This is a genomic window from Selenomonas sp. AB3002 (genome assembly GCF_000702545.1).
In the GTDB taxonomy this organism is placed as follows: domain Bacteria; phylum Bacillota; class Negativicutes; order Selenomonadales; family Selenomonadaceae; genus Selenomonas_B; species Selenomonas_B ruminantium_A.
The window spans coordinates 77,043-96,858 of record NZ_JNIO01000002.1 but is presented as its reverse complement, the minus strand read 5'-3'; the positions used below and the strand labels follow the sequence as shown (position 1 = coordinate 96,858).

The window sequence follows — 19,816 nt, the reverse complement described above, 5'->3', positions numbered from 1 at the left end:
GCGTTTATGGTAAGAAGCGATAAGAATGATTTGGACAAGACCCAGTACATGAGCCCCCAGGGGAAAAAGAGCCTGGAAGATACTCAGACTCTGCCACCCATTACCGGGGATACTGAGGAAATACAGCCTCCTTTTCCCAAGTCTGGAAGCCAGCCGGGGGGACGCTATGGAGGAGTGCGGGAGCTTGAGAGCGAGCCGGTCCAGTTTTCGCGCAGGGAAAAACATGAAAAATCGAAGGGCTTCATATCTTCCAGCGGCAAGAAATTCATCCTCCTGTTAGCAGGCTTTCTCGTGGCACTGACCTTGGGCTTTGCCTTGGCGGGCTGGACGCAGGACCGCTCAGCAGAGAAGGAACAGGAACGACAGCAGCAGGAGGCGCAGCTCCTGAGCCGTGAACAGAAACTGCAGGCGCAGGAAGCTGATCTCAAAGAGGAGCGCGAGCGCCTCACCCGCCAGAAGCAGGCCCTGGAAGCACACCGTCAGGAGGTGGCGGAGAAATCCGCTCACCTGCAGGGCCGGAATGACCAGCTGACCGAGGAGGCGCAGAAGCCCGGATTGGGCAGGCTCCTTGACCGCATGACCGGCAAGGAGCAGGAGCGCAAGGCAGCCATGGAGGAGAACAACCGCCAGAGTGCTCAGCTGGATGATGAAGCGGCCGCCGTGAAGCAGTCCATTGCCCAGGCTCAGTCCATGCTGGAGGAGCTGGACCAGAGGATTGACGATGTGCAGGCCATGAAGCGTGAGGCCGAGGGACTGCGCAGCAAGGTGGAAAGCGCCTACGAGGAGAACCGGGGCACCGTTGACCAGGTGATTTATTACGTGCAGCAGGGGGCGGATATGCTTCAGAAGCTGCTCGGTGATAGATAAATAAAAATTTGAAGGTGAAGATGTTGAAGAAAAATTGGTTCAAGTTAGCAGCAATTGTTATGTCTATGGCATTGTTCCTTGCTGGTTGCGGCCAGCAGGGAAGCGAGAAGAAGGAAGCGAAGGAATTGAAGCCGCTGGCTGTCGGCCTGATGCCGGATACGGATTCCCTGCCCTTCATCATTGCCCGTGAGAAAGGCTATTTTGACGAGGAAGGCCTCAAGGTGGATATCCAGCAGTACAAGAGCGCCATGGACCGTGATTCTGCTCTCCAGAGCGGCAACCTGGACGGTGCCGTTTCCGATATGCTGGCGGTGGCCTTTGCCAAGTCTGGCGGCTTTGATGTGAAGGTCACCTCCTTCACCGATGGCAGCTACAAGCTCATTGCAAGCTCCAGCGAGCCTGCCCAGAGCGTGAAGGAACTGGCTGGCAAGGATGTGTCCGTTTCCCGCAATACCATCATCGAATATGTCACTGACCAGATCCTGGCCAAAGAGGGCATGGACGGGGAAAGCATCAACAAGGTCATCATTCCCCAGATTCCCACTCGTCTGGAAATGCTCCAGAACGGCAAGCTCTCTGCAGCTACCCTGCCTGAGCCCATGGCCAGCATTGCCGTGCACAACGGCTGCCGCCTGATCACCGGCTCTGATGATCTGGGCATCAACCCCGGTGTCATCATGTTCACCAGCGAGGCTGTGAAGGACAAGAGCGACGAAATCAAGGCCCTGTATCGCGCCTACAACAAGGCTGTGGCTTATCTCAACAACACTCCCCGCGAGGAGTACATGGACCTGGTGATTGAAAAGGGCGGTTTCCCGCCGGTGGCCAAGGAAGCTCTCAAGCTGCCCAAGTATCACGAAGCATCCCTGCCCAAGGAGAGCGATGTGGTGGATTGCATCAAGTGGCTCAACGCCAAGAATCTGGTGAAGGACACCTACACTTACAGCGATATTGTGGTGGATTTTTTCAAGAACTGATGTGAAATTATGTCAGCTATAAATATTGACCATTTGACAGTCAGATATAAAAAGAATAGGGAGAACCTGCCGGTTCTGTCAGATGTCAGCCTTACCGTCCCAACTGGGACGGTTTGTGCTGTTATAGGGCCCTCCGGCTGCGGCAAGTCCACCTTGCTGAAGGTGGCGGCAGGGCTTATCAAGGATTATGAAGGCCAGGTGACCGTGGGGGGCAGGCCACTGGACACCCGGAAGATGACCATCGGCTTCATGCCCCAGAGCTACGGCCTTCTGCCCTGGCGCACGGTGGCGGAGAATATCCGTCTGGGGCGGAAGGTCAAGGGGCTCTGGCAGCAGGAGGACGAGAAGAAGCTTGAGGAGCTTGCTTCCAGACTGGGACTTTCTGGTTTGCTTGACCGCTATCCCCGGGAGCTTTCCGGGGGACAGCAGCAGAGGGTGAGCCTGGCCCGCGTGTTCCTCCTGCAGCCGGATATCCTGCTGATGGATGAGCCTTTCTCTGCCCTTGATGCCATCACCCGGGAGGAAATGCAGGATGTGTTCCGGGAACTGTGGCAGCAGGAATCCATTACCACCATCCTGGTGACTCACTATGTGGAGGAAGCCCTCTATCTGGGGGGGCAGATTGCAGTCATGGGAGAGGATGGGCAGATTGCCGAGCTTTTGGACAATCCCACCGGGGAGACTCCCCTGCGCCGCAGCGATGAGCGCTTCTTCCAGCTGGGGCGGCAGCTCAGGCAAAAGCTGAAGCCCAAGCTTCCTGGCAGGGGAGGTGAGGGCGCATGAACTTCAGAAGAACCCGAGGAGTGCTGCTGGCCTATTGCCTGGGGGCTGTCTTCCTGATTATCCTCTGGCAGGTGCTTGCCCTGCTCATGCACAAGCCCATTGTGCCCCTGCCGGAAAAGGTCTTTGTGCGGCTAGTAAGTGTTTTCGCCGGAGATATTGCCATCCATGCTCTCTACAGCCTTTGGCGCATTGCAGCAGGGCTTTTCATAGCAGTGCTCATCGGCTATCCCTTGGGCTGCCTCATGGGGTATTTCCACAAGGCGGACAAGTATCTGGCTCCGCTGGTGTACCTAACTTATCCGATTCCCAAGATTGCCCTGCTGCCCATCCTGATGCTGCTGGCAGGAGTGGGGGAGATGTCAAAGATCATCATGATCTTCCTCATCATCGTCTTTCAGGTCATCGTGGCGGTGCGTGATGCCATCAAGGCCATCCCGGAGGAGACTTACTATCCCCTGTACTCCCTGGGAGCCAGGTTCCGGCAGATTCTCAGAGAAGTCATTTTCCCTGCTTCCCTGCCGAAGTTCATCACTGCTGTCCGCGTGGCCATGGCCACCGCCATTTCCGTGCTTTTCTTCACGGAAACCTTCGGCACCCAGTATGGCATGGGCTACTACATCATGGATGCCTGGCTGCGAGTGAATTACCTTGATATGTACGCAGGCATCGTGGTGCTGAGCCTCATAGGGCTGTGCCTGTTCGGCATCATCGACATGGTAGAAGCCAGAGCCTGCAGGTGGCAGAAGTAAGCAGGCTCAATTATTCATCAACAGGAAAATCTCCCTGGACAGGCATGACTGCCTTGCCAGGGAGATTTTTTGACTTATTGACTTTTAGCCGCCATCGTAGTATATTATTATCTGTACGCTGGCACTCATGGTATGAGAGTGCTAACAAACTAGTTAATGATATTCCAAAATAAAGGAAGGTAATTGCAACATGGCTAAAGAAACCCATGAATTCCAAGCGGAAACCAAGAAACTCCTGGATTTGATGATCAACTCCATCTATACCAACCATGAGATTTTCCTGCGGGAGCTGATTTCCAATGCTTCCGATGCCATTGACAAGCTCCATTTCGAGAGCCTCACCAACCGCGACCTGCTGGAAGGGGATGAGGATTACGAGATCTTCCTCATTCCTGATAAAGACAGCCACACCCTGACCATTGCTGACAATGGCCTGGGCATGAACAAGGAAGAGGTCATCACCAATATCGGCACCATTGCCCAGTCCGGCACCAAGGCTTTCCTGGAGCAGATCCAGAAGGCCAAGGAAGCCCAGGGCGAGGGCTCCGAGCTGACCGACAAGGAGCTTATCGGCCAGTTCGGCGTGGGCTTCTACTCTGCTTTCATGGTGGCAGAGAAAGTCACCATCATCACCCGCAAGGCTGGCGAGACTCAGGGCTGGCGTTGGGAGTCCACTGCTGATGGCAATTACACCATCGAGGAGTGCGACAAGGAGAAGCGCGGCACCACCATCACCATCACCTTGAAGAAGGAGTTCTACGGTGATGAGGCTGAGGAGAACTTCACTGAGAACTACAAGCTCCAGAATCTGGTGAAGAAGTATTCCGACTATGTGCGCTACCCCATCAAGATGAGCTTCGAGGTGACTGAGCAGCCCAAGGACGACAAGGGCGAGCCCATCAAGGATGCAGAGCCCATCAAAAAGACGGAAATCCGCACCCTGAACTCCATGAAGCCCCTCTGGACCAAGAGCAAGAGCGAGCTCAAGGACGAGGACTACAACGAGTTCTTCAAGAATCAGTTCCATGAGTGGGAGAACCCCATGGAGGTGTTCCACACCAAGGCTGAGGGTACTGTGGAATACACGGCCCTTCTCTGCATCCCCGCCAAGGCTCCCTTCAACCTCTATCACACGGACTATGAGCCGGGCCTGCAGCTCTACTCCCGCCACGTGTTCATCATGGACAAGTGCAAGGACCTGCTGCCTGACTACCTGCGCTTTATGAAGGGCCTGGTGGATTCCCCCGACCTTTCCCTGAACATCTCCCGCGAGCTCTTGCAGCAGAGCCGTGAGCTCAAGACCATCGGCAAGGCTCTGGAGAAGAATATCCTTAAGTCCCTCAGCAAGAAGCTGGAGAAGCATCGCGAGGACTATGAGAAGTTCTGGAACGAGTACGGCAAGTCCCTGAAGATTGGCGTCTACAACAGCATGTATGGCGGCAGCGACACCATCGACAAGCTGAAGGACCTGCTGCTCTTCATGAGCTCCAAGGAGGGCAAGCTGGTGACTCTCAAGGAGTATGTGGAGCGCATGCCTGAGAGCCAGAAGAAGATTTACTATGCTACTGCCCGCGATAAGGAGACCATCGAGCATCTGCCGCAGATGGAGCTCTTGCGTGACAAGGGCATTGAGGTGCTCTACCTCCTGGACCCCGTGGATGAGTTCGCCATCGAGTCCATCCATCAGTATGACAGCAAGGACTTCCACTCCATCAGCAAGGGTGATCTTGACCTGGATGATGCCGAGTCCCAGGAGGTCAAGAAGGAGACTGAGGAAATCGCCAAGTCCAATGATGACCTGATGAAGGATATCAAGGAGACCCTTGGTGACAAGGTAGCTGATGTGAAGGTTTCCAGCCGCCTGAAGTCCAGCGCCGTGTGCCTGGTGGCAGATGAAGCCGGCCCGTCTCTCTCCATGGAGCAGACCTTTGCGGACATGAACAACCCCATGTTCAAGGCCCGCCGCATCCTGGAGATCAACCCGAAACATGAGCTCTTCACCCGTCTCCAGAGCCTCCATGCTGCAGGCAAGGATACGGAGGACTTCAAGGACTACTGCGACCTGCTCTACACCCAGGCCCTGCTCATCGAGGGCATCCTGCCCGAGAACCCCGTGGAGTTCGCTGGCAAGCTAGCCAAGCTGATGGCTCAGTAAGTATAGAAAAAGTATTATAGCCTTCCCCTCAAAGGGGAAGGCTTTTTTGTGCCAGTCGACAAAACTTGAATAATGACGTTATCAAATGTCATTTGAAAATATTTCAGCCAGGCAGGGAAAGAGGGGGCGGGTAACGAAATGATAACGAGAAGTTTTGGGAAAATGTAAGGGACGATATTCTAAATAGCAACATGCAAACGTTGCCCGGGGGAATTTCGTCCCTCGGGTACGTTTTACTTGTGTTTCACCTGGGTTTTAGGTACAATGGAGGTATGAATTTTCTGTGTGTTGTGAATACGGAGGGAGAGTTATGGCAAGCAGATTTTTCCGTTGCAGCCGTTGCGGCAATCTGGTGGGACTGATCAATGAGGGCAAGGGGACCATGATGTGCTGCGGAGAGGCCATGGCGGAGCTCACCGCCAATACCACCGATGCGGCCCAGGAAAAGCATGTACCGGTGGCTGAATTCGATGCCGGGACAGGGACTCTGAAGGTGGCGGTAGGATCGGTGTCTCATCCCATGACGCCTGAGCACCTGATTGAGTGGATTCATGTGCAGACGGAAAAAGGCGGCCTGATGTGCAAGCTGACGTCTGAGGACAAGCCTGAGGCGGTGTTCAGACTGGCCGAGGGAGACAAGCCTGTGGCGGTGTTTGAATACTGCAACCTGCATGGCTTGTGGAAGGCTGAACTCTGAAAATAGGCAGACGGCATAAATAAAAGCTGTGAAGCGATGGATGCTCAGATCCAATTGCTTCACAGCTTTTTTCTTATGGTCTGTCTTCCTCTGTTGGCTTGGAGAGCCAGCGGGAGGTCTTCATTTTTTCCATGTCCTGCTGCCGGGCCAGGTAGATGTCTGCGATGACCAGCTTGCAGATGACGATGATGGGCACAGCCAGGAACATACCGGCAGCGCCCAGGAGCTCTCCTCCCAGCACTACGCCAAGGATGATGGCGATGGGGTGCAGGTTCAGGGTCTTGCCGATGATATTGGGCATCACCAGATTGTGGTTGACCTGGGTGAGCACCAGATAGAAGCCTGCCGTTTGCAGGGCTGTCAGGGGACTGGTGGTGGCGGTGAGCAGCACGCCGAAGGCGGAGGCCACGGTGGGCCCCAGCACGGGTATGAATTCCGCCACGCCGGAAACTACTGCAAAGACAGAGGCATAGGGCAGGTTCCTGATAGTGAAGTACAAAAACACCACGGTGGCTGTAATGCAGCAGATGGCCATCTGCCCGCAGATGTAGATGCGCAGGGCTCCCAGGATATTGTTGAAGAGCCTCATGACACGCTTGTTGTCCTGATGGGGAAAAAGTCCCGCCAGATAGCTTTTGATCTTTTCCCCGTCCTTCAGCAGGTAGAAGGTCACAAAGAAGATGATGACCATGTCGATGAACTTGCTGAAGGCGGAGAACATCAGGGTCATGGAGCCCTTCAGGGCGTCAAGGCTGGCATCCCGCAGGCTTTCCCAGAGGGTGTCCAGCTCATCCTTTAGGAAGGAAGGGCCGTATACGATCCAGGTATCCTGCAGTTTTGCTGCTATATGGGGAAACTCGCGTATGAAGCGGGTGAAGGTTGGCAGGAAATTGCTGGATACCAGGGTTAGGATTGCTGTCCCCGCCAGCAGGAAGAAGAACATTACCAGTCCTGCCGCCAGCCCCCGGGGGAGTTTCCTGCTTAGCTTGTCCACCAGGGGATTCAGCAGCAGGTTCAGCAGCAGGGAAAGGAAGATGATGAAGGCCAGCTGCTGGGTGTACCAGAAGGCGGAAATCAGCAGAGCAGACACAAATCCCAGGATGATGGAGGTTCGATAGGCGCGGATACGCATGGTAATGCTCCTTAGTTGTTATTTGATGGCATTGAGCCTGTCTGCCAGGGCCTGGGCGCTTTCGTCCCCATTCAGGCACTGCATGATGGGCTGTGCGCCCAGCATGACTACATCGCCGTTTACGGCAGCGGCAGATTTGTTGTGGCCGTTATGGAAGGCGGCAGCGAGGTTGCCTGCTACGAAGTAGGAACGTTCGGCGCCGCTCATGCCGGCACCAGCGGCGGGAACGACAAAGTCCTTGCCGTTGACCTGCACCTTGCCGTCCTGCACGGTGACGTGCTTGTGGCTGTATTCAGTGAGTTTCTTGGCGTAATTGTCCCGGCGGGAGGAATGGGAGGGGTGGTCGGAACCGCCAGCCATGAAGCGGGCGAAGCTTCTGTTCTTGTTGTCGCCTCCCTTGTCGATGACCCGCTGCCAGACGGCGGCGCAGGCACCAGGGTTGTAGGGGGAGTGGGTCATGTACTCAAAGGCCAGGTTGTCTGCTTCCCATTCCATGGGCTTGGTGATGCCCTGGTTGTTCCAGGTGTTGGCCAGGATGTCTCCCAGGATGTTATTGGTAGCGCTGGCCAGGATCTGGGGGAGAATGGAGCGCTTGATGCCTTTGGCGGGATGGTCTTTCTGGCCGTGGCCCATTTCGTGGCCCAGCACCACGGCGATTTCATCGTCATTGGTGATGACGTTGAAGAGGCCGCTGTTGACGCTCATGTTGTGGCCCATGGCACAGAAAGCGTTGAAGCTCTGGTCATTGTTGATGAAGTAATTATAGGGCTTATCGTAAACTGTGGAGTCAACTGAGCCGATGGCTTTGGTGAGGTTGGTCATAATACCTGACAGGCGTTCATTGAGGTAAGAATCGTTGTTCACACCGTACTGCTGCTTCATGCCCTGGAAGTATTCCTGGCGTCCCTGCTCGGTGTTGTTGTAATACTTGATGTAACTGTTGGCCTGGGAAGCAGCTGCTGCTCCTCCGATGACAGCTCCAATGACGGAGCCGGTGGACAAAGCTTCTGCTGAGGCCGGAAGCATAGCTCCCTGGAAGCCTGCGGCGAGGGTGCCTGCCAGGCAGGCTGCTGCGATTTTTGTTTTTAGTGTTTTCTTGTTCAAAGTAAATCCCTCCTTGTCTACCATGATACTCCTTGAAAGGAAAGCTGGCAATAGAAGCTGGATTATAGTACAATGAGAAATAAGAAAAAAACGGCTGGAATAAGTTGAATTGCGACCAAGGAGGCTGGAATATGAAAGAGAAACAGTGGCGCAGCTGCCGCTTCATGATCAACGGCCTGGCTCATAAAGTGCAGTATAATGAGGCTGCCATACAAGAGCTTTTCCTGCCTTTCCTGAGGCAGATGTCGAGAAAACAGAAAGCGGTGGGAAGAAGGCTGATAGTTCTTCTGGCAGCTCCGCCGGGCACAGGAAAGTCCACCCTCTGCCTGCTGTTGGAGAAGCTGTCCCAATCAGTGGAGGGGCTGGTGTCCCTGCAGGCGCTGGGACTGGACGGCTTTCACCACACCGCAGCTTACCTGCGCACCCACAAGACAGAGCGGGAGGGCAGGATGGTACCCATGACCGCCATCAAGGGGGCGCCGGAGACTTTCAATCTGGAGCATCTAAAAGAAAAACTGGCCCAGGTGCGGACGGAAAACATCCGCTGGCCAGTCTACGACCGCAGTATTCACGACGTCATAGAGGATGTCATCACCGTCCGTCAGGACATCGTGCTCCTGGAGGGCAACTGGCTGCTTTTGGGCAACGGCGGCTGGCAGGAGCTGCGTGAATATGCGGATTATACGGTTTTCATTGAGGCCAGGGCCGAGGACCTGAAGGAGCGCCTGGTCAGCCGCAAGGTGCAGGGAGGCAAGTCCCGGCAGGAAGCGGAGAGGTTCTATCAGCAGAGCGACAGGGTGAATGTGGAGCGGGTCCTGAATGACTCCTGGCCTGCCGATGAAACCTGGCAGATGCTGCCTGACGGGGACTACCGCCTGCTGAAGCGCACCCCCAAGGTGAAGATGGTGGACAGGGAAGCCCTCTGGAAGAAGCCCGATGTGACACTGGGAGATTCGCCTCTCCTGAATTCCCTGGCCCGCCGCATGTCCCAGCTTACCCCCCAGGAAAAGGCGGAAGGCAAGGGGGCTTACGAGAAGGGGTTCATAGAAGGCCTTCTCATGGCCCGGGATGACATCATACGCCGTCTTTACAAGGGGGGCATGGGAGAGGCGGAGCTCTGTGCCCGCTTTGACCTTAAGCCCGAAGCGGTGCGCCGGATACTTTCCCTGTGATTATTTTGCCTTGCTGGCGAAAATGTAGACTAAAATGGTAAGGATAATGCCCAGGCCTCCGTACAGGGGGCCTTTTTCCATAAAGGCGTAGATGGTGGCCGCCAGGCAGAAGAGCACTGCAAAGAAGGTCTGCTTGGCGTTTTCCTTGCGGAAGGCAAAGGTCTGGTAGTCAACGCCGGTTGCCTCCTTGAAGCAGTCGTGGCAGATGATGTGCTGGTTGCCCTCGGGGTCCTTGTGCACCAGAGCATCTTTATCCTCTAAGGTTTTGCCGCATTTGCTGCATTTGAGCATATTGTGTTCCTCCAAATTACATAAGTCAACCAAATCCAAACATGTTACATTGTACCGCAAAGCGGGAATTTTTGCCACCCATCAGCGAGCATTAAATGAAATTCACATAGTGTTTTCTAAGACTCGCAGACGGTATGTTTCCTTGACAGAGACAGGGAAAAACATTAGAATATATACGTATGGGTGTGCCATACACACAGATGAAAATTAAAGCATGAAAAAAAAGAAAAGGGGGGTGAGTATTATCGTTACAGTAATATTAGCGGTAATAGTTGCACTAGTTATCGGCGCAGCCGCAGGCTATACGGCTCGCAAACGCACCGCAGAAGCACAGATTGGCTCGGCAGAGACAGAAGCCCAGCGCATAGTGGCAGAAGCCAGGCAGCAGGGAGAGACCAAGAAGAAAGAAGCTTTGCTTGAGGCCAAAGAAGAGATACATCGCCAGCGTCAGGAACTTGACCGTGACACCAAGGAGCGCAGGAGTGAAATCCAGCGCCAGGAGCGGCGGATTGTCCAGAAGGAAGAGAATCTGGACAGGAAGCTGGAGTCCCTGGAGAAGAAGGAAAGCACTCTGTCCCGCAAGGAAGAGCGGCTGGACAAGACCCAGGCGGCGGTTGATGAACTCCATGCCCAGCAGAAAGCGGAGCTTGAGCGTATCTCAAGCCTGACAACTGAGGAAGCCCGCACCATGATCATGGCCGAGACGGAGGAAGAGCTCCAGCACGAGAAGGCCATGAAAATCAAGGAATACGAGCAGCAGACTCGGGATGAAGCAGACAAGAAGGCACGCGAAATCCTTTCCACTGCTATCCAGCGCTGCGCTGCAGACCACGTGGCTGAGACTACTGTTTCGGTAGTGGCTCTGCCTAACGATGAAATGAAAGGCCGCATCATTGGCCGCGAGGGTCGCAATATCCGCACCCTGGAGACCATGACGGGCATTGACCTCATCATTGATGATACGCCCGAGGCTGTGATTCTTTCCGGCTTTGACCCGGTGCGCAGGGAGATTGCACGCATTGCTTTGGAGAAGCTCATCCAGGACGGCCGCATCCACCCTGCCCGCATCGAGGAAATGGTGGAGAAGGCCAAGCGGGAGGTTGACCAGCGCATCAAGGAGGCCGGCGAGCAGGCCACCTTCGATACTGGTGTCCACGGCATCCATCCGGAGCTGGTGAAGCTCCTGGGCCGTCTGCGCTACCGCACCAGCTATGGCCAGAACGTGCTGAATCACTCCATCGAGGTTTCTCATCTGGCTGGTGTCATGGCGGCAGAGCTGGGCTGTGACGTAATGCTGGCCAAGCGGGGAGGTCTCCTCCACGACATCGGCAAGGCCATTGACCACGAGGTGGAGGGTTCCCATACCGCCATCGGTGCAGACCTTGCCCGCAAGTTCCGCGAGTCCAAGGATATCATCAACGCCGTGGCTTCCCATCACGGTGATTGTGAGCCTACCTGCGTGGAATCCGTGCTGGTGGCAGCAGCTGACGCCGTGTCCGCTGCCCGTCCCGGTGCCCGCCGTGAGAGCCTTGAGTCTTACCTTAAGCGCCTCAAGAGCCTGGAGGAAATCGCCGAGTCCTTCGAGGGCGTGGAGCGCTGCTTCGCCATCCAGGCAGGCCGCGAGATCCGCGTCATGGTGAAGCCGGACAAGGTGGATGATGCCGAGGCTGCAGCTCTGGCTCACAATATCGTCAAGCGCATTGAAGATGAGCTTGAGTATCCTGGCCAGATCAAGGCTACGGTCATCCGCGAGACCCGCGTGGTGGATTACGCCAAGTAAGAATTCAGTAAATCATAAAAGGAGGGTGCAAGAGATTTTTCTTCGGCGCCCTCCTTTTGCTTTTGGAGAAGGGAGTGAGGCTCATGTTTGGATTTAAGCAGTTTTTCAAGCAGGAGGACAAGGGCAGGAACCCCCGACAGAACCAGATGCAGATAGGAGTCCAGCTTTTAGGCTCGCTCCTGGTCTGCTATCCCGAGATTGCGGCGGTCACTTATGACCCCGGGAGGGACAGGCTGGAACTCACCTTCATGGTGAAACAGCCCCTTCCTCCGGGCAGGGAAGTGGATAAATTTGCAAGTTTCCTGCAGGAAAGCCTGGATGCCTATCATGATATTGAGGAAGGCGTGTATGTCTGGTCTTCGGTAGAGTCAGAGGAGCAGGGAGACACCCTGCTTATCCATGTGTCCAGGAATCTCATAGACCTGTCCCGGGGAGAACTGGAGGTCATGGCAGAGCTCATGCTGGACAGATTCGGTGAGAGCCTGCTGGTGGACAGCCATACGGAAGCTAATCTGGAGCCGGACTTTGCCGCTATGCACAGCGAGCTTTTGGACCAGCTGCTGGATCAGGCCCCGGATATCATCATCAAGGAGCGCATGGCTGCCGTCCGGGAAAATGACCGGGTGGTGGTGTATAACAGGTAGTTTAAGGAGAAAGAATTTGCGAGTCATGTTAGTGGGGGATGTCATCGGCCGGCCGGGCCGCCGGGCGTTCCGTGAATATGTGCAGAAGCTGCGCAAGGAAAAAAGTGTAGATGTGGTCATTGTAAATGGGGAAAATTCCGCCTCCGGCAAGGGCCTTACCCGCACTTCCCTGGACGAGCTTTACAGTGGCGGGGCGGATATTGTCACCACCGGCAATCATGTCTGGGACAAGAAGGATGTGCTGGAGTTTATCGACAGCGAGCCCTTCCTCATCCGCCCTGCCAACTATCCCGAGGGTGCTCCGGGCAAGGGCTATTGCCTTTACCCCTTCAAGGCCAAGACCATCGGGGTCATGAATCTTTCAGGGCGGTCCTTCATGCCTGCTCTTGACTGCCCTTTCCAGAAAGTGGATGAACTGCTGAAGGAAATGTCAGGCCAGTGCGACATCATCTTCCTGGATTTCCATGCTGAGACTACCTCGGAGAAGATGGCCATGGGCTGGTACCTGGACGGCAAGGTGAACGGAGTGGTGGGCACCCATACCCATATCCAGACCGCCGATGCCAGGATATTGCCCCAGGGCACTGCTTATATCACTGACCTTGGCATGGTTGGTCCCTGGAACTCCGTGCTGGGTGTCAAGACGGACAAGATCATCTACAAGTTCACCACAGGGCTCCCCGTGCGCTTTGAGGTGGAGGACCAGGGGCCCCAGGTTTTTTCTGCAGTGATAGTGGAGATTGACGATAAGACCAACAAGACCATGGGCATAGAGCCTATTCTCATCACGGAATAAATTTATTTTAGAAGGATTTTTTCAAAGCATGACGAATAGTAATGGCAGTAACAAGTGAACCAAGCTAGACAGGTAAACTGTACCAGCAATCGAAGCAGTTGCATTAACCAGAGAGGACGTGCTGAGAACATGGAAATCTTGAAAGTATCTGCTAAATCCAATCCTAATTCCGTGGCAGGAGCCCTGGCAGGTGTCCTGCGGGAGAACGGCAGTGCAGAGATGCAGGCCATCGGGGCAGGTGCCCTCAACCAGGCGGTCAAGGCAGTAGCAATTGCCCGCGGTTTTGTGGCTCCCCATGGGGTGGATCTTATCTGCATACCGGCTTTCACGGACATCAAGATTGAAGGCGAGGAGCGTACAGCCATCAAGTTGATAGTGGAACCCCGCTGAAGGAAACAGGAATAGGAGTTGATAGCAGGATGCCAAGCGATTTGCATGTCCACACGAGTTATTCCGATGGCAAACTGACCCCGGAGGAAGTCGTGGCGGCCGCAAAGGAAGCAGGACTGAATTATTTGGCCATCACCGACCACGATACGGTGGAGGGGGTGGGCCATCTGTATGAAAATGGCTTATTGCCTGTAAAGGGGCTGAAGATTATCCCGGGCATAGAATTCAGCGCCCATCATCCTGTGCATGAAATACATATCCTGGGATATAATGTGGATATCTACTACAGGGATCTCATAGACAAGCTCAACGATGTGACGGAGGCTCGCTGGACGCGGTTCAGCGAGATGGTGGAGAAGCTCTGCAGTCTGGGCTACCAGATCACAGAGACAGAGGTACTGACCATTGCGGGGGACAGCAGGTCCATCAGCCGCTCCCATATAGCCCGCATACTGGTGAAGAAGGGGTACTTCGGTTCCATAAGGGAGGCCTTTGAAGCCCTGCTGCAAAAGGGCATGCCTGCCTATGTGCCACATTATCATCTGGAAACAGAGGAAATCATCGAGCTTATCAAGGCTGCAGGGGGAACTCCTGTGCTGGCTCACCCCAAACTGGTAGGGGATGATGAACTGGTGGAAAAGCTCTGCCAGTCTGGCATTGAGGGGCTGGAGGTCTTCTACCCCCAGCATGAGCCGGAGGATGTGGAGCGTTACAGGCTCATGGCAGAGAAGTACGGCCTGCTTATATCCGGGGGCTCGGACTTCCATGGCTATGCCACCCGCTTCCCCCAGAACCTGGGAATGTTTACCATTGAAGATGTGTGGGCGGAGAAGTTCTACCGTCCTGAAAGCTGACAGGAGAGAGACTTATGGACGTAATCGCCCTGGTGGGCCCCAGCGGCACAGGCAAGAGCCATCGGGCCCTGGTCATCGCCCACAAGCACAAGGCGGATGCCATCATTGATGACGGCATACTCATCAGCGACGGCAAGATCATCGCAGGCCACTCTGCCAAGCAGGAGGTCAGCAAGATCATGGCTGTGCGCAGGGCGATTTTCATCCTGCCGGGCCATGCTGAAGAGGTGCGCAAGGCCATAGGGAAGGTCAATCCTCACCGCATCCTGGTGCTGGGCACCTCAGAAAACATGGTGCACAAGATTGCCCGCGCCCTGAAGCTGCCAGCCATTTCTCAGATCATCAATATCGAGGATATTGCCAGCAAGTCGGATATTGAGAAGGCGCAGTTCTACCGGCTCAAGCAGGGCAAGCATATCATTCCCGTGCCCACCATCGAGCTGAAGCCGCATTTTTCCGGTTTCCTGATCGATCCGGTGCAATCATTTTTCAAGCGTTCTTCCAACAAGCGCAGGCGTCTGGGAGAGAAATCCATCGTGCGGCCTGTGTTCAGCTACTACGGCAAGCTCAGTATCGATGACCATGCCGTGGCGGCTATCGTGCGCAAAGTGGTGCTGGAGGGTGACATCAGTGAAATAGGCCACATCAATGTGAGCCATCTCTACCAGGGGGATGAGGACATGGGGTTGAAGGTGTCCTGCTCTGTGGTGCTTACCTACGGGAACCACATTCCCACGCTGATCACCAAGACTCAGCGGGCAGTGCGGCAGGCAGTGGAGTACATGACTGGCATGATGGTCCACGAGGTGGATATTGTGGTGAAGGCATTGTATGTCCAGGCATGAGGCTTGAGATTGAAATATGAATCCCTGAGGGGCATTTTCTGCTTCTCAGGGATTTTTCGTAGTTATTTTTGGGTACACAAAGGAGTTTGTCATGGGCAGAGAGGGATGCAAGGGGATTTTGGAGCGTTGGCGGCATTTGGGCAAGGGGCGTTTTGTGTTGCTGGCAGCCCTGCTGGCAGCTCTTGCTGTCTACCTGTACGTTCAGCAGGAGGGCGGGGAAAAGCGAGGGGGCAGGGAACATAAGCCGGTGGTGAAGACGGTGGTCTTGCAGCGCTCTGACCTCAGCCGCCATATCCTGCTCTCCGGCCAGACCGTGGCGGAAGCCGATATTGCCCTGGCACCCAAATATACGGGCAGGGTCGCTGAGGTGCTGGTGCAGCTGGGGGACAAGGTGGAGGCGGGACAGGTGCTTCTGGTGCAGGATACCGCTGACCTTGATATCTCCATCCTGCAGCAGTCAGCAGCTGCAGGAGCAGCAGAGGCAGATGCCCGGGAGGCGGCGGCCTCCTACGAAGCCAACTATCTGAAGGCCCGCAATGATTATGAGCTGGAGGAGAGCAGATATGAGAGGAATGTCTATCTCTTCTCCATTGGCGCTATTTCCCAGGACAGGCTGGATGCAGTGAAGCAGGAGTATCTGGCCAGCCGGGCTGCTTTTGAGATTTTGGAAAATCAGGTGGAAGGCGGGGATGCAGCTTCTGTCCAGTCCAAGGCTTTTACGGCAGAAAAGGCCGGACATGGTGCAGAGGCCCTGCGGCAGCAGCGGGAGGATATGGTGCTTCGGGCCCCGCGCGCCGGTGTCATCGGCTACCGCAAGGCGGAGGCAGGGGAGATAATCTCTGCGGGGACCAAGGTCCTTAGCCTGGTGGACAACAGCCGCATGAAGGTGGACTGCACCCTGTCGGAAAATGATGCGGCGGTGCTGACTCCGGGCATGGAAGTTAGTGTTACCGTGGATGCCATGGGCAGGTCTTATCCGGGACGCATTGTCTACGTGAGCCCTGCCATGGACGAAGCGGCCAAGAGCTATCAGGTGCGCATCGAGCTTCTGGGGGAGGAGCTGGACATCAAGGCCGGGCTCTTTGCCCATACTGCCCTTGATGTGCTTCAGCGCAGGGACACCCTTTTCGTGCCCAAGGAGGCGGTGCTTTCCCGCAACGGCAGGCAGCTGGTCTATGTATTGGGGGCAGATGGCAAGGCGGAAACGAGAGAAGTGCGGCTGGGGCTGGAAAACGACCAGGAGGCGGAGATACTGGAGGGCCTTTCAGAAGGGGAGGAAGTCATCATTTCCAATCTTGACAGGCTGCAGCAGGGAACGGCGGTGGAAGTGCTATGAATATCACCCGTTTTTCCATCCAGCGGCCTGTGGGCATTTCCATGATCGTGGCCTTCTTCGTGGTGCTGGGGCTCTACAGCTATTACCGCATTGGGGTGGAGCTCCTGCCGGATATCAACACCCCCTATGTCACTGTGCGGGTGAAGTACCCAGGGGCCAGCGCCGAGTCTGTGGAACAGGAAATAGTGCGACCGGTGGAGGATGCCCTGTCCTCCGTGTCCGGTGTGAAGAAGATAACCTCTACTGCCAGCTACGAGCAGGCCCGCATCGGCCTGGAGCTGGAGTTTGATACAGATGCTGACCTGGCGGCTATCGAGGCCACCAAGAAAGTGGATTCCATCAAGAACAGGCTGCCGGATGAGGCGGATGCTCCCGTGGTCATCAAGCGGGATCTCAATGCCAAGCCCATTGTGGAGCTGGCGGTGCTGTCCCCCTATGGTCTGGCTGATACCTACACCCAGACGGAGAATGTCTTCCAGGAGGTGCTGCAGCAGGCGGGCGGTGTGTCTGAGGTGGAACTCCACGGCGGCCGGGACAGGGAAGTGGCGGTGGAGGTGGACAGGGACAAGATGGCCGTTTACGGCCTGACCCTTGACAAGATTGCCTCAGCCATCAGGAAGGAAAACCAGCTGCTGCCCTCAGGCTCCGTCTATACGGAGGCCACCCAGTCGGATGTGCGGCTCATCGCCCAGTATCGTGATGTGGCAGAAATCCAGCAGGTGCAGGTGGCAAATTTTGCAGGGAGCAAAGTGCCCCTGACTTCCGTGGCCGAGGTCAGGGAGCAGTCTGCCCGTGCTTCCCGCTACGGCAGGCTCAACGGGCAGGATGCCATCAATGTGCTGGTCTATAAGAACAGCGATGCCAATGTGGTAGAGACTGACAAGAATGTCCGGGAAAAACTGGAAAGGCTCAGGCGGGATTATCCGGAGTATGAGTTCGTGCTGGTGTCCAGCGACGCGGACTATGTGGAAACCTCCCTGCACAACACGGTGATGACCCTGGTGGAAGGACTTTGCACCACGGGGCTGGTGCTGTTCTTCTTCCTGAGGGGCTGGCGTTCCACGGCGGCGGTGATGATTGCCATTCCCACCTCCCTTATCGCCACCTTCTTTGTCATGTATGTCTTCGGCTTCACCTTCAACATGATGTCACTCATGGGCATGACCCTCTGCATCGGCATCCTGGTGGATGATGCCATCGTGGTGCTGGAAAACATCATCAGGCATCTGGGCCTGGGGGAGGGGCCGGAGGAGGCGGCGGAAAACGGCCGCATGGAAATCGGCATGGCTGCGGTGGCCATCACTCTCTGCGATGCGGCAGTCTTCATGCCCATTGCCTTTATGGAGGGCATGACCGGGCAGTACTTCCGCCAGTTCGGCCTGACCATCGTCTTTGCAGGGGCGTTCTCCCTCTTTGTGTCCTTCACCCTCACCCCCATGCTGGCTTCCAGATTCTACCGGCTGGGGTACAGGCCTGATGACAAGCCCCTCTGGCGTTTTATGGACAGGCTGGAGGAAAGGGCGCAGGCCCGCTATGAAAAGATGCTGCTATGGAGCCTGGCCAACAGGAAAAAGCTCTTGCTGGGCATACTGGGCATCTTCCTGGGAGTGCTGGCTTTGGTGCCCCTGGGGGCGGTGGGTTCGGAATTCATGCCCCGCACGGATGAATCCGCCTTTGTGGTGAGCATCCAGGCCCCTGTAGGTTCCTCGGCGGAGGAAACGGACAGAGTGGCCCGCAAGCTGGAAGAAAAACTCTCCCAGCTGCCTGAGGTGAAATACTATATGACCCAGGCGGGAGGCTCCACTGCCTATGAAGGCAGGATCAAGGTGCAGCTCTATGACCGGCGGGAGCGCGGCCGCTCTGTCTGGCAGGTGGCAGACGAGATAAGGGCCTTTGCCGCCGGCATCCATGAAGCAGATGTGCGGGTGGCAGAGTCCCAGACCAATGTGGCAGGCGTTTCCGGCAACGGCCCCAGGAACGGGGCAGGAGCCCTGCAGCTGGAGCTCAGGAGCAATCACAGCGATATCCTGGAGGAAGCTACGGAAAAGACCATAGCGATCCTGGAAGGGATTCCGGGGCTGACAGATGTGAACAGCACCTATCAGGAGGGGATGCCCGAGCTGCAGCTGAGAGTGGACAGGGAAAAGCTCAAGACTTACGGCACTTCCCTGGGAGAAGTGGAGACGGCCTTTGCCTCCGCCATTTCAGGCCTTTCCGCCGGTGAGCTGAAGAATGACCGCGCTAACGGCGGCAGGGACACGGATATCAAGGTGCGCTTTTTGGGGGCGGACGGCTACAAGGCTTCGGACGTAGCCCGCATACCCATCATTTCTTCCGGCAGGCTCATTTATCTGGGAGATGTGGCGGAGATAAAGAGCGGCAGGGGCCCCGTCAGCATAAGGCGCATTGACAAGCAGAGGGCATCTGCCATCGGCGCCAATCTCAGCGGCCGGCCCATAGGCGAGGTGACCAAGGATGTGAGGAAAGCTCTGGCCCAGGCAGACCTGGGGGAAGGCGTCACCTATAAGTTCAGGGGGCAGGCTGACAGGATGGACGAGGCCTTTGGCGAGCTGCTGTCGGCACTGTTCCTGGCGCTGGTGCTTATCTATATGCTGCTGGCAGTGCTCTATGAATCTACCATCACGCCTTTCATCAGGATGTTTTCCCTGCCCCTGGGGCTGATTGGATCCATCTTGCTGTTGCTGCTGACCCGCAATACCTTGAACCTCTACTCGCTGATAGGCATTCTGGTGATGGACGGCATTGTGGCCAAGAATGGCACTTTGCTCATAGACTACAGCCTGACCCTGATGGACAGGGGCAGGACTGCCATGGAAGCTATCATGGAAGCCGGCCGGGTGCGCCTGCGCCCCATCATGATGACCACCATCACCATGATGGCGGGCATGCTGCCCACGGCCCTGTCGCTTACGGCGGGCAGCGAGACACGCTCCTCTATGGCCTGGGTCATCATAGGCGGCCTTCTTACATCCACGGTCTTTACTTTGCTGGTGATTCCCATCATCTTTTTGTTTTTCTATGAAAGGAAAGAGGGGCAGAGGGAGACAGGTACTGCTCTTGATAAGAGCCTTTGAAGGAAACGCCTTCCGGTATAAGAATTAGTACCGGGAGGCGTTTTATGAGTTTAATATGGAAAGAAAAAATTTTTCGTGAGAAAATTATCCTGTTTGGGCGTGATTTGCGTGTATACAGTGGACAAAAAGGGGGTTTTTGATGAAACAAG

General features: G+C 55.6%; 18 protein-coding genes. 15 read left to right on the top strand and 3 right to left on the bottom strand.

Annotation, left to right across the window (positions count from 1 at the left end):
- Window positions 1–6 precede the first annotated feature (6 nt).
- The 6 genes from P159_RS0100690 to P159_RS0100665 all read left to right on the top strand — a co-directional run bounded on the left by P159_RS0100690 (window position 7) and on the right by P159_RS0100665 (window position 6,228).
- Window positions 7–867, top strand: coding sequence for a hypothetical protein (locus tag P159_RS0100690; RefSeq protein ID WP_029540520.1), 861 nt, complete (start codon window positions 7–9; stop codon window positions 865–867).
- 65 nt (window positions 868–932) lie between these two features.
- Window positions 933–1,844: a MetQ/NlpA family ABC transporter substrate-binding protein gene (locus P159_RS0100685; protein WP_318253498.1), complete on the top strand. Its 912-nt coding sequence runs from the start codon at window positions 933–935 to the stop codon at window positions 1,842–1,844.
- Between the two features lie 9 nt (window positions 1,845–1,853).
- Window positions 1,854–2,627, top strand: a complete 774-nt coding sequence (locus tag P159_RS0100680) for an ABC transporter ATP-binding protein (RefSeq protein ID WP_029540517.1) — start codon at window positions 1,854–1,856, stop codon at window positions 2,625–2,627.
- Window positions 2,624–3,376, top strand: a complete 753-nt coding sequence (locus P159_RS0100675; RefSeq protein WP_080705858.1) for an ABC transporter permease — start codon at window positions 2,624–2,626, stop codon at window positions 3,374–3,376. Before P159_RS0100680 ends, P159_RS0100675 begins: the two co-directional genes overlap by 4 nt.
- Before the next feature lie 190 nt (window positions 3,377–3,566).
- A complete protein-coding gene (htpG, locus tag P159_RS0100670) occupies window positions 3,567–5,531 on the top strand; it encodes a molecular chaperone HtpG (protein WP_029540515.1) in 1,965 nt (654 codons plus the stop codon).
- Between the two features lie 310 nt (window positions 5,532–5,841).
- On the top strand, window positions 5,842–6,228 hold the full coding sequence (locus P159_RS0100665) for a desulfoferrodoxin family protein (RefSeq protein WP_029540514.1): 387 nt from the start codon (window positions 5,842–5,844) through the stop codon (window positions 6,226–6,228).
- A 73-nt stretch (window positions 6,229–6,301) separates the two neighbouring features.
- Here P159_RS0100665 and P159_RS0100660 read toward each other — a convergent pair whose 3' ends face one another.
- Window positions 6,302–7,360: an AI-2E family transporter gene (locus P159_RS0100660; RefSeq protein WP_029540513.1), complete on the bottom strand. Its 1,059-nt coding sequence runs from the start codon at window positions 7,358–7,360 to the stop codon at window positions 6,302–6,304.
- Window positions 7,361–7,378: 18 nt separating this feature from the next.
- The gene (locus P159_RS0100655) at window positions 7,379–8,437 is read right to left on the bottom strand and encodes a M48 family metallopeptidase (protein ID WP_318253497.1); all 1,059 of its coding nucleotides are present in this window, start codon (window positions 8,435–8,437) and stop codon (window positions 7,379–7,381) included.
- Window positions 8,438–8,595: 158 nt separating this feature from the next.
- Here P159_RS0100655 and P159_RS0100650 point away from each other — a divergent pair, with 158 nt between their 5' ends.
- A complete protein-coding gene (locus P159_RS0100650) occupies window positions 8,596–9,636 on the top strand; it encodes a nucleoside/nucleotide kinase family protein (RefSeq protein ID WP_072004087.1) in 1,041 nt (346 codons plus the stop codon).
- Here the strand turns inward: P159_RS0100650 and P159_RS0100645 are convergent, their stop codons facing one another.
- Window positions 9,637–9,927: a hypothetical protein gene (locus P159_RS0100645; protein WP_029540509.1), complete on the bottom strand. Its 291-nt coding sequence runs from the start codon at window positions 9,925–9,927 to the stop codon at window positions 9,637–9,639.
- A 214-nt stretch (window positions 9,928–10,141) separates the two neighbouring features.
- Here P159_RS0100645 and rny point away from each other — a divergent pair, with 214 nt between their 5' ends.
- The 8 genes from rny (at window position 10,142) to P159_RS0100605 (ending at window position 19,667) form a co-directional block, all read left to right on the top strand.
- Window positions 10,142–11,707 carry a ribonuclease Y gene (gene rny, locus P159_RS0100640; RefSeq protein WP_029540507.1) on the top strand — a complete coding sequence of 522 codons (1,566 nt, stop codon included), beginning with the start codon at window positions 10,142–10,144 and terminating at the stop codon, window positions 11,705–11,707.
- Between the two features lie 83 nt (window positions 11,708–11,790).
- Complete coding sequence (locus P159_RS0100635) at window positions 11,791–12,351, top strand: hypothetical protein (RefSeq protein WP_139283671.1); 561 nt, start codon at window positions 11,791–11,793, stop codon at window positions 12,349–12,351.
- A gap of 16 nt (window positions 12,352–12,367) precedes the next feature.
- The gene (locus P159_RS0100630; RefSeq protein WP_185753562.1) at window positions 12,368–13,147 is read left to right on the top strand and encodes a TIGR00282 family metallophosphoesterase; all 780 of its coding nucleotides are present in this window, start codon (window positions 12,368–12,370) and stop codon (window positions 13,145–13,147) included.
- A gap of 129 nt (window positions 13,148–13,276) precedes the next feature.
- Window positions 13,277–13,537, top strand: a complete 261-nt coding sequence (locus tag P159_RS0100625) for a stage V sporulation protein S (protein ID WP_029540503.1) — start codon at window positions 13,277–13,279, stop codon at window positions 13,535–13,537.
- Window positions 13,538–13,566: 29 nt separating this feature from the next.
- On the top strand, window positions 13,567–14,391 hold the full coding sequence (locus P159_RS0100620) for a PHP domain-containing protein (RefSeq protein ID WP_029540502.1): 825 nt from the start codon (window positions 13,567–13,569) through the stop codon (window positions 14,389–14,391).
- A gap of 14 nt (window positions 14,392–14,405) precedes the next feature.
- Window positions 14,406–15,236: an Asp23/Gls24 family envelope stress response protein gene (locus P159_RS0100615; RefSeq protein WP_029540501.1), complete on the top strand. Its 831-nt coding sequence runs from the start codon at window positions 14,406–14,408 to the stop codon at window positions 15,234–15,236.
- Window positions 15,237–15,327: 91 nt separating this feature from the next.
- Window positions 15,328–16,572: an efflux RND transporter periplasmic adaptor subunit gene (locus P159_RS0100610; protein WP_051650021.1), complete on the top strand. Its 1,245-nt coding sequence runs from the start codon at window positions 15,328–15,330 to the stop codon at window positions 16,570–16,572.
- On the top strand, window positions 16,569–19,667 hold the full coding sequence (locus P159_RS0100605) for an efflux RND transporter permease subunit (protein ID WP_029540497.1): 3,099 nt from the start codon (window positions 16,569–16,571) through the stop codon (window positions 19,665–19,667). Before P159_RS0100610 ends, P159_RS0100605 begins: the two co-directional genes overlap by 4 nt.
- Window positions 19,668–19,816 lie beyond the last annotated feature (149 nt).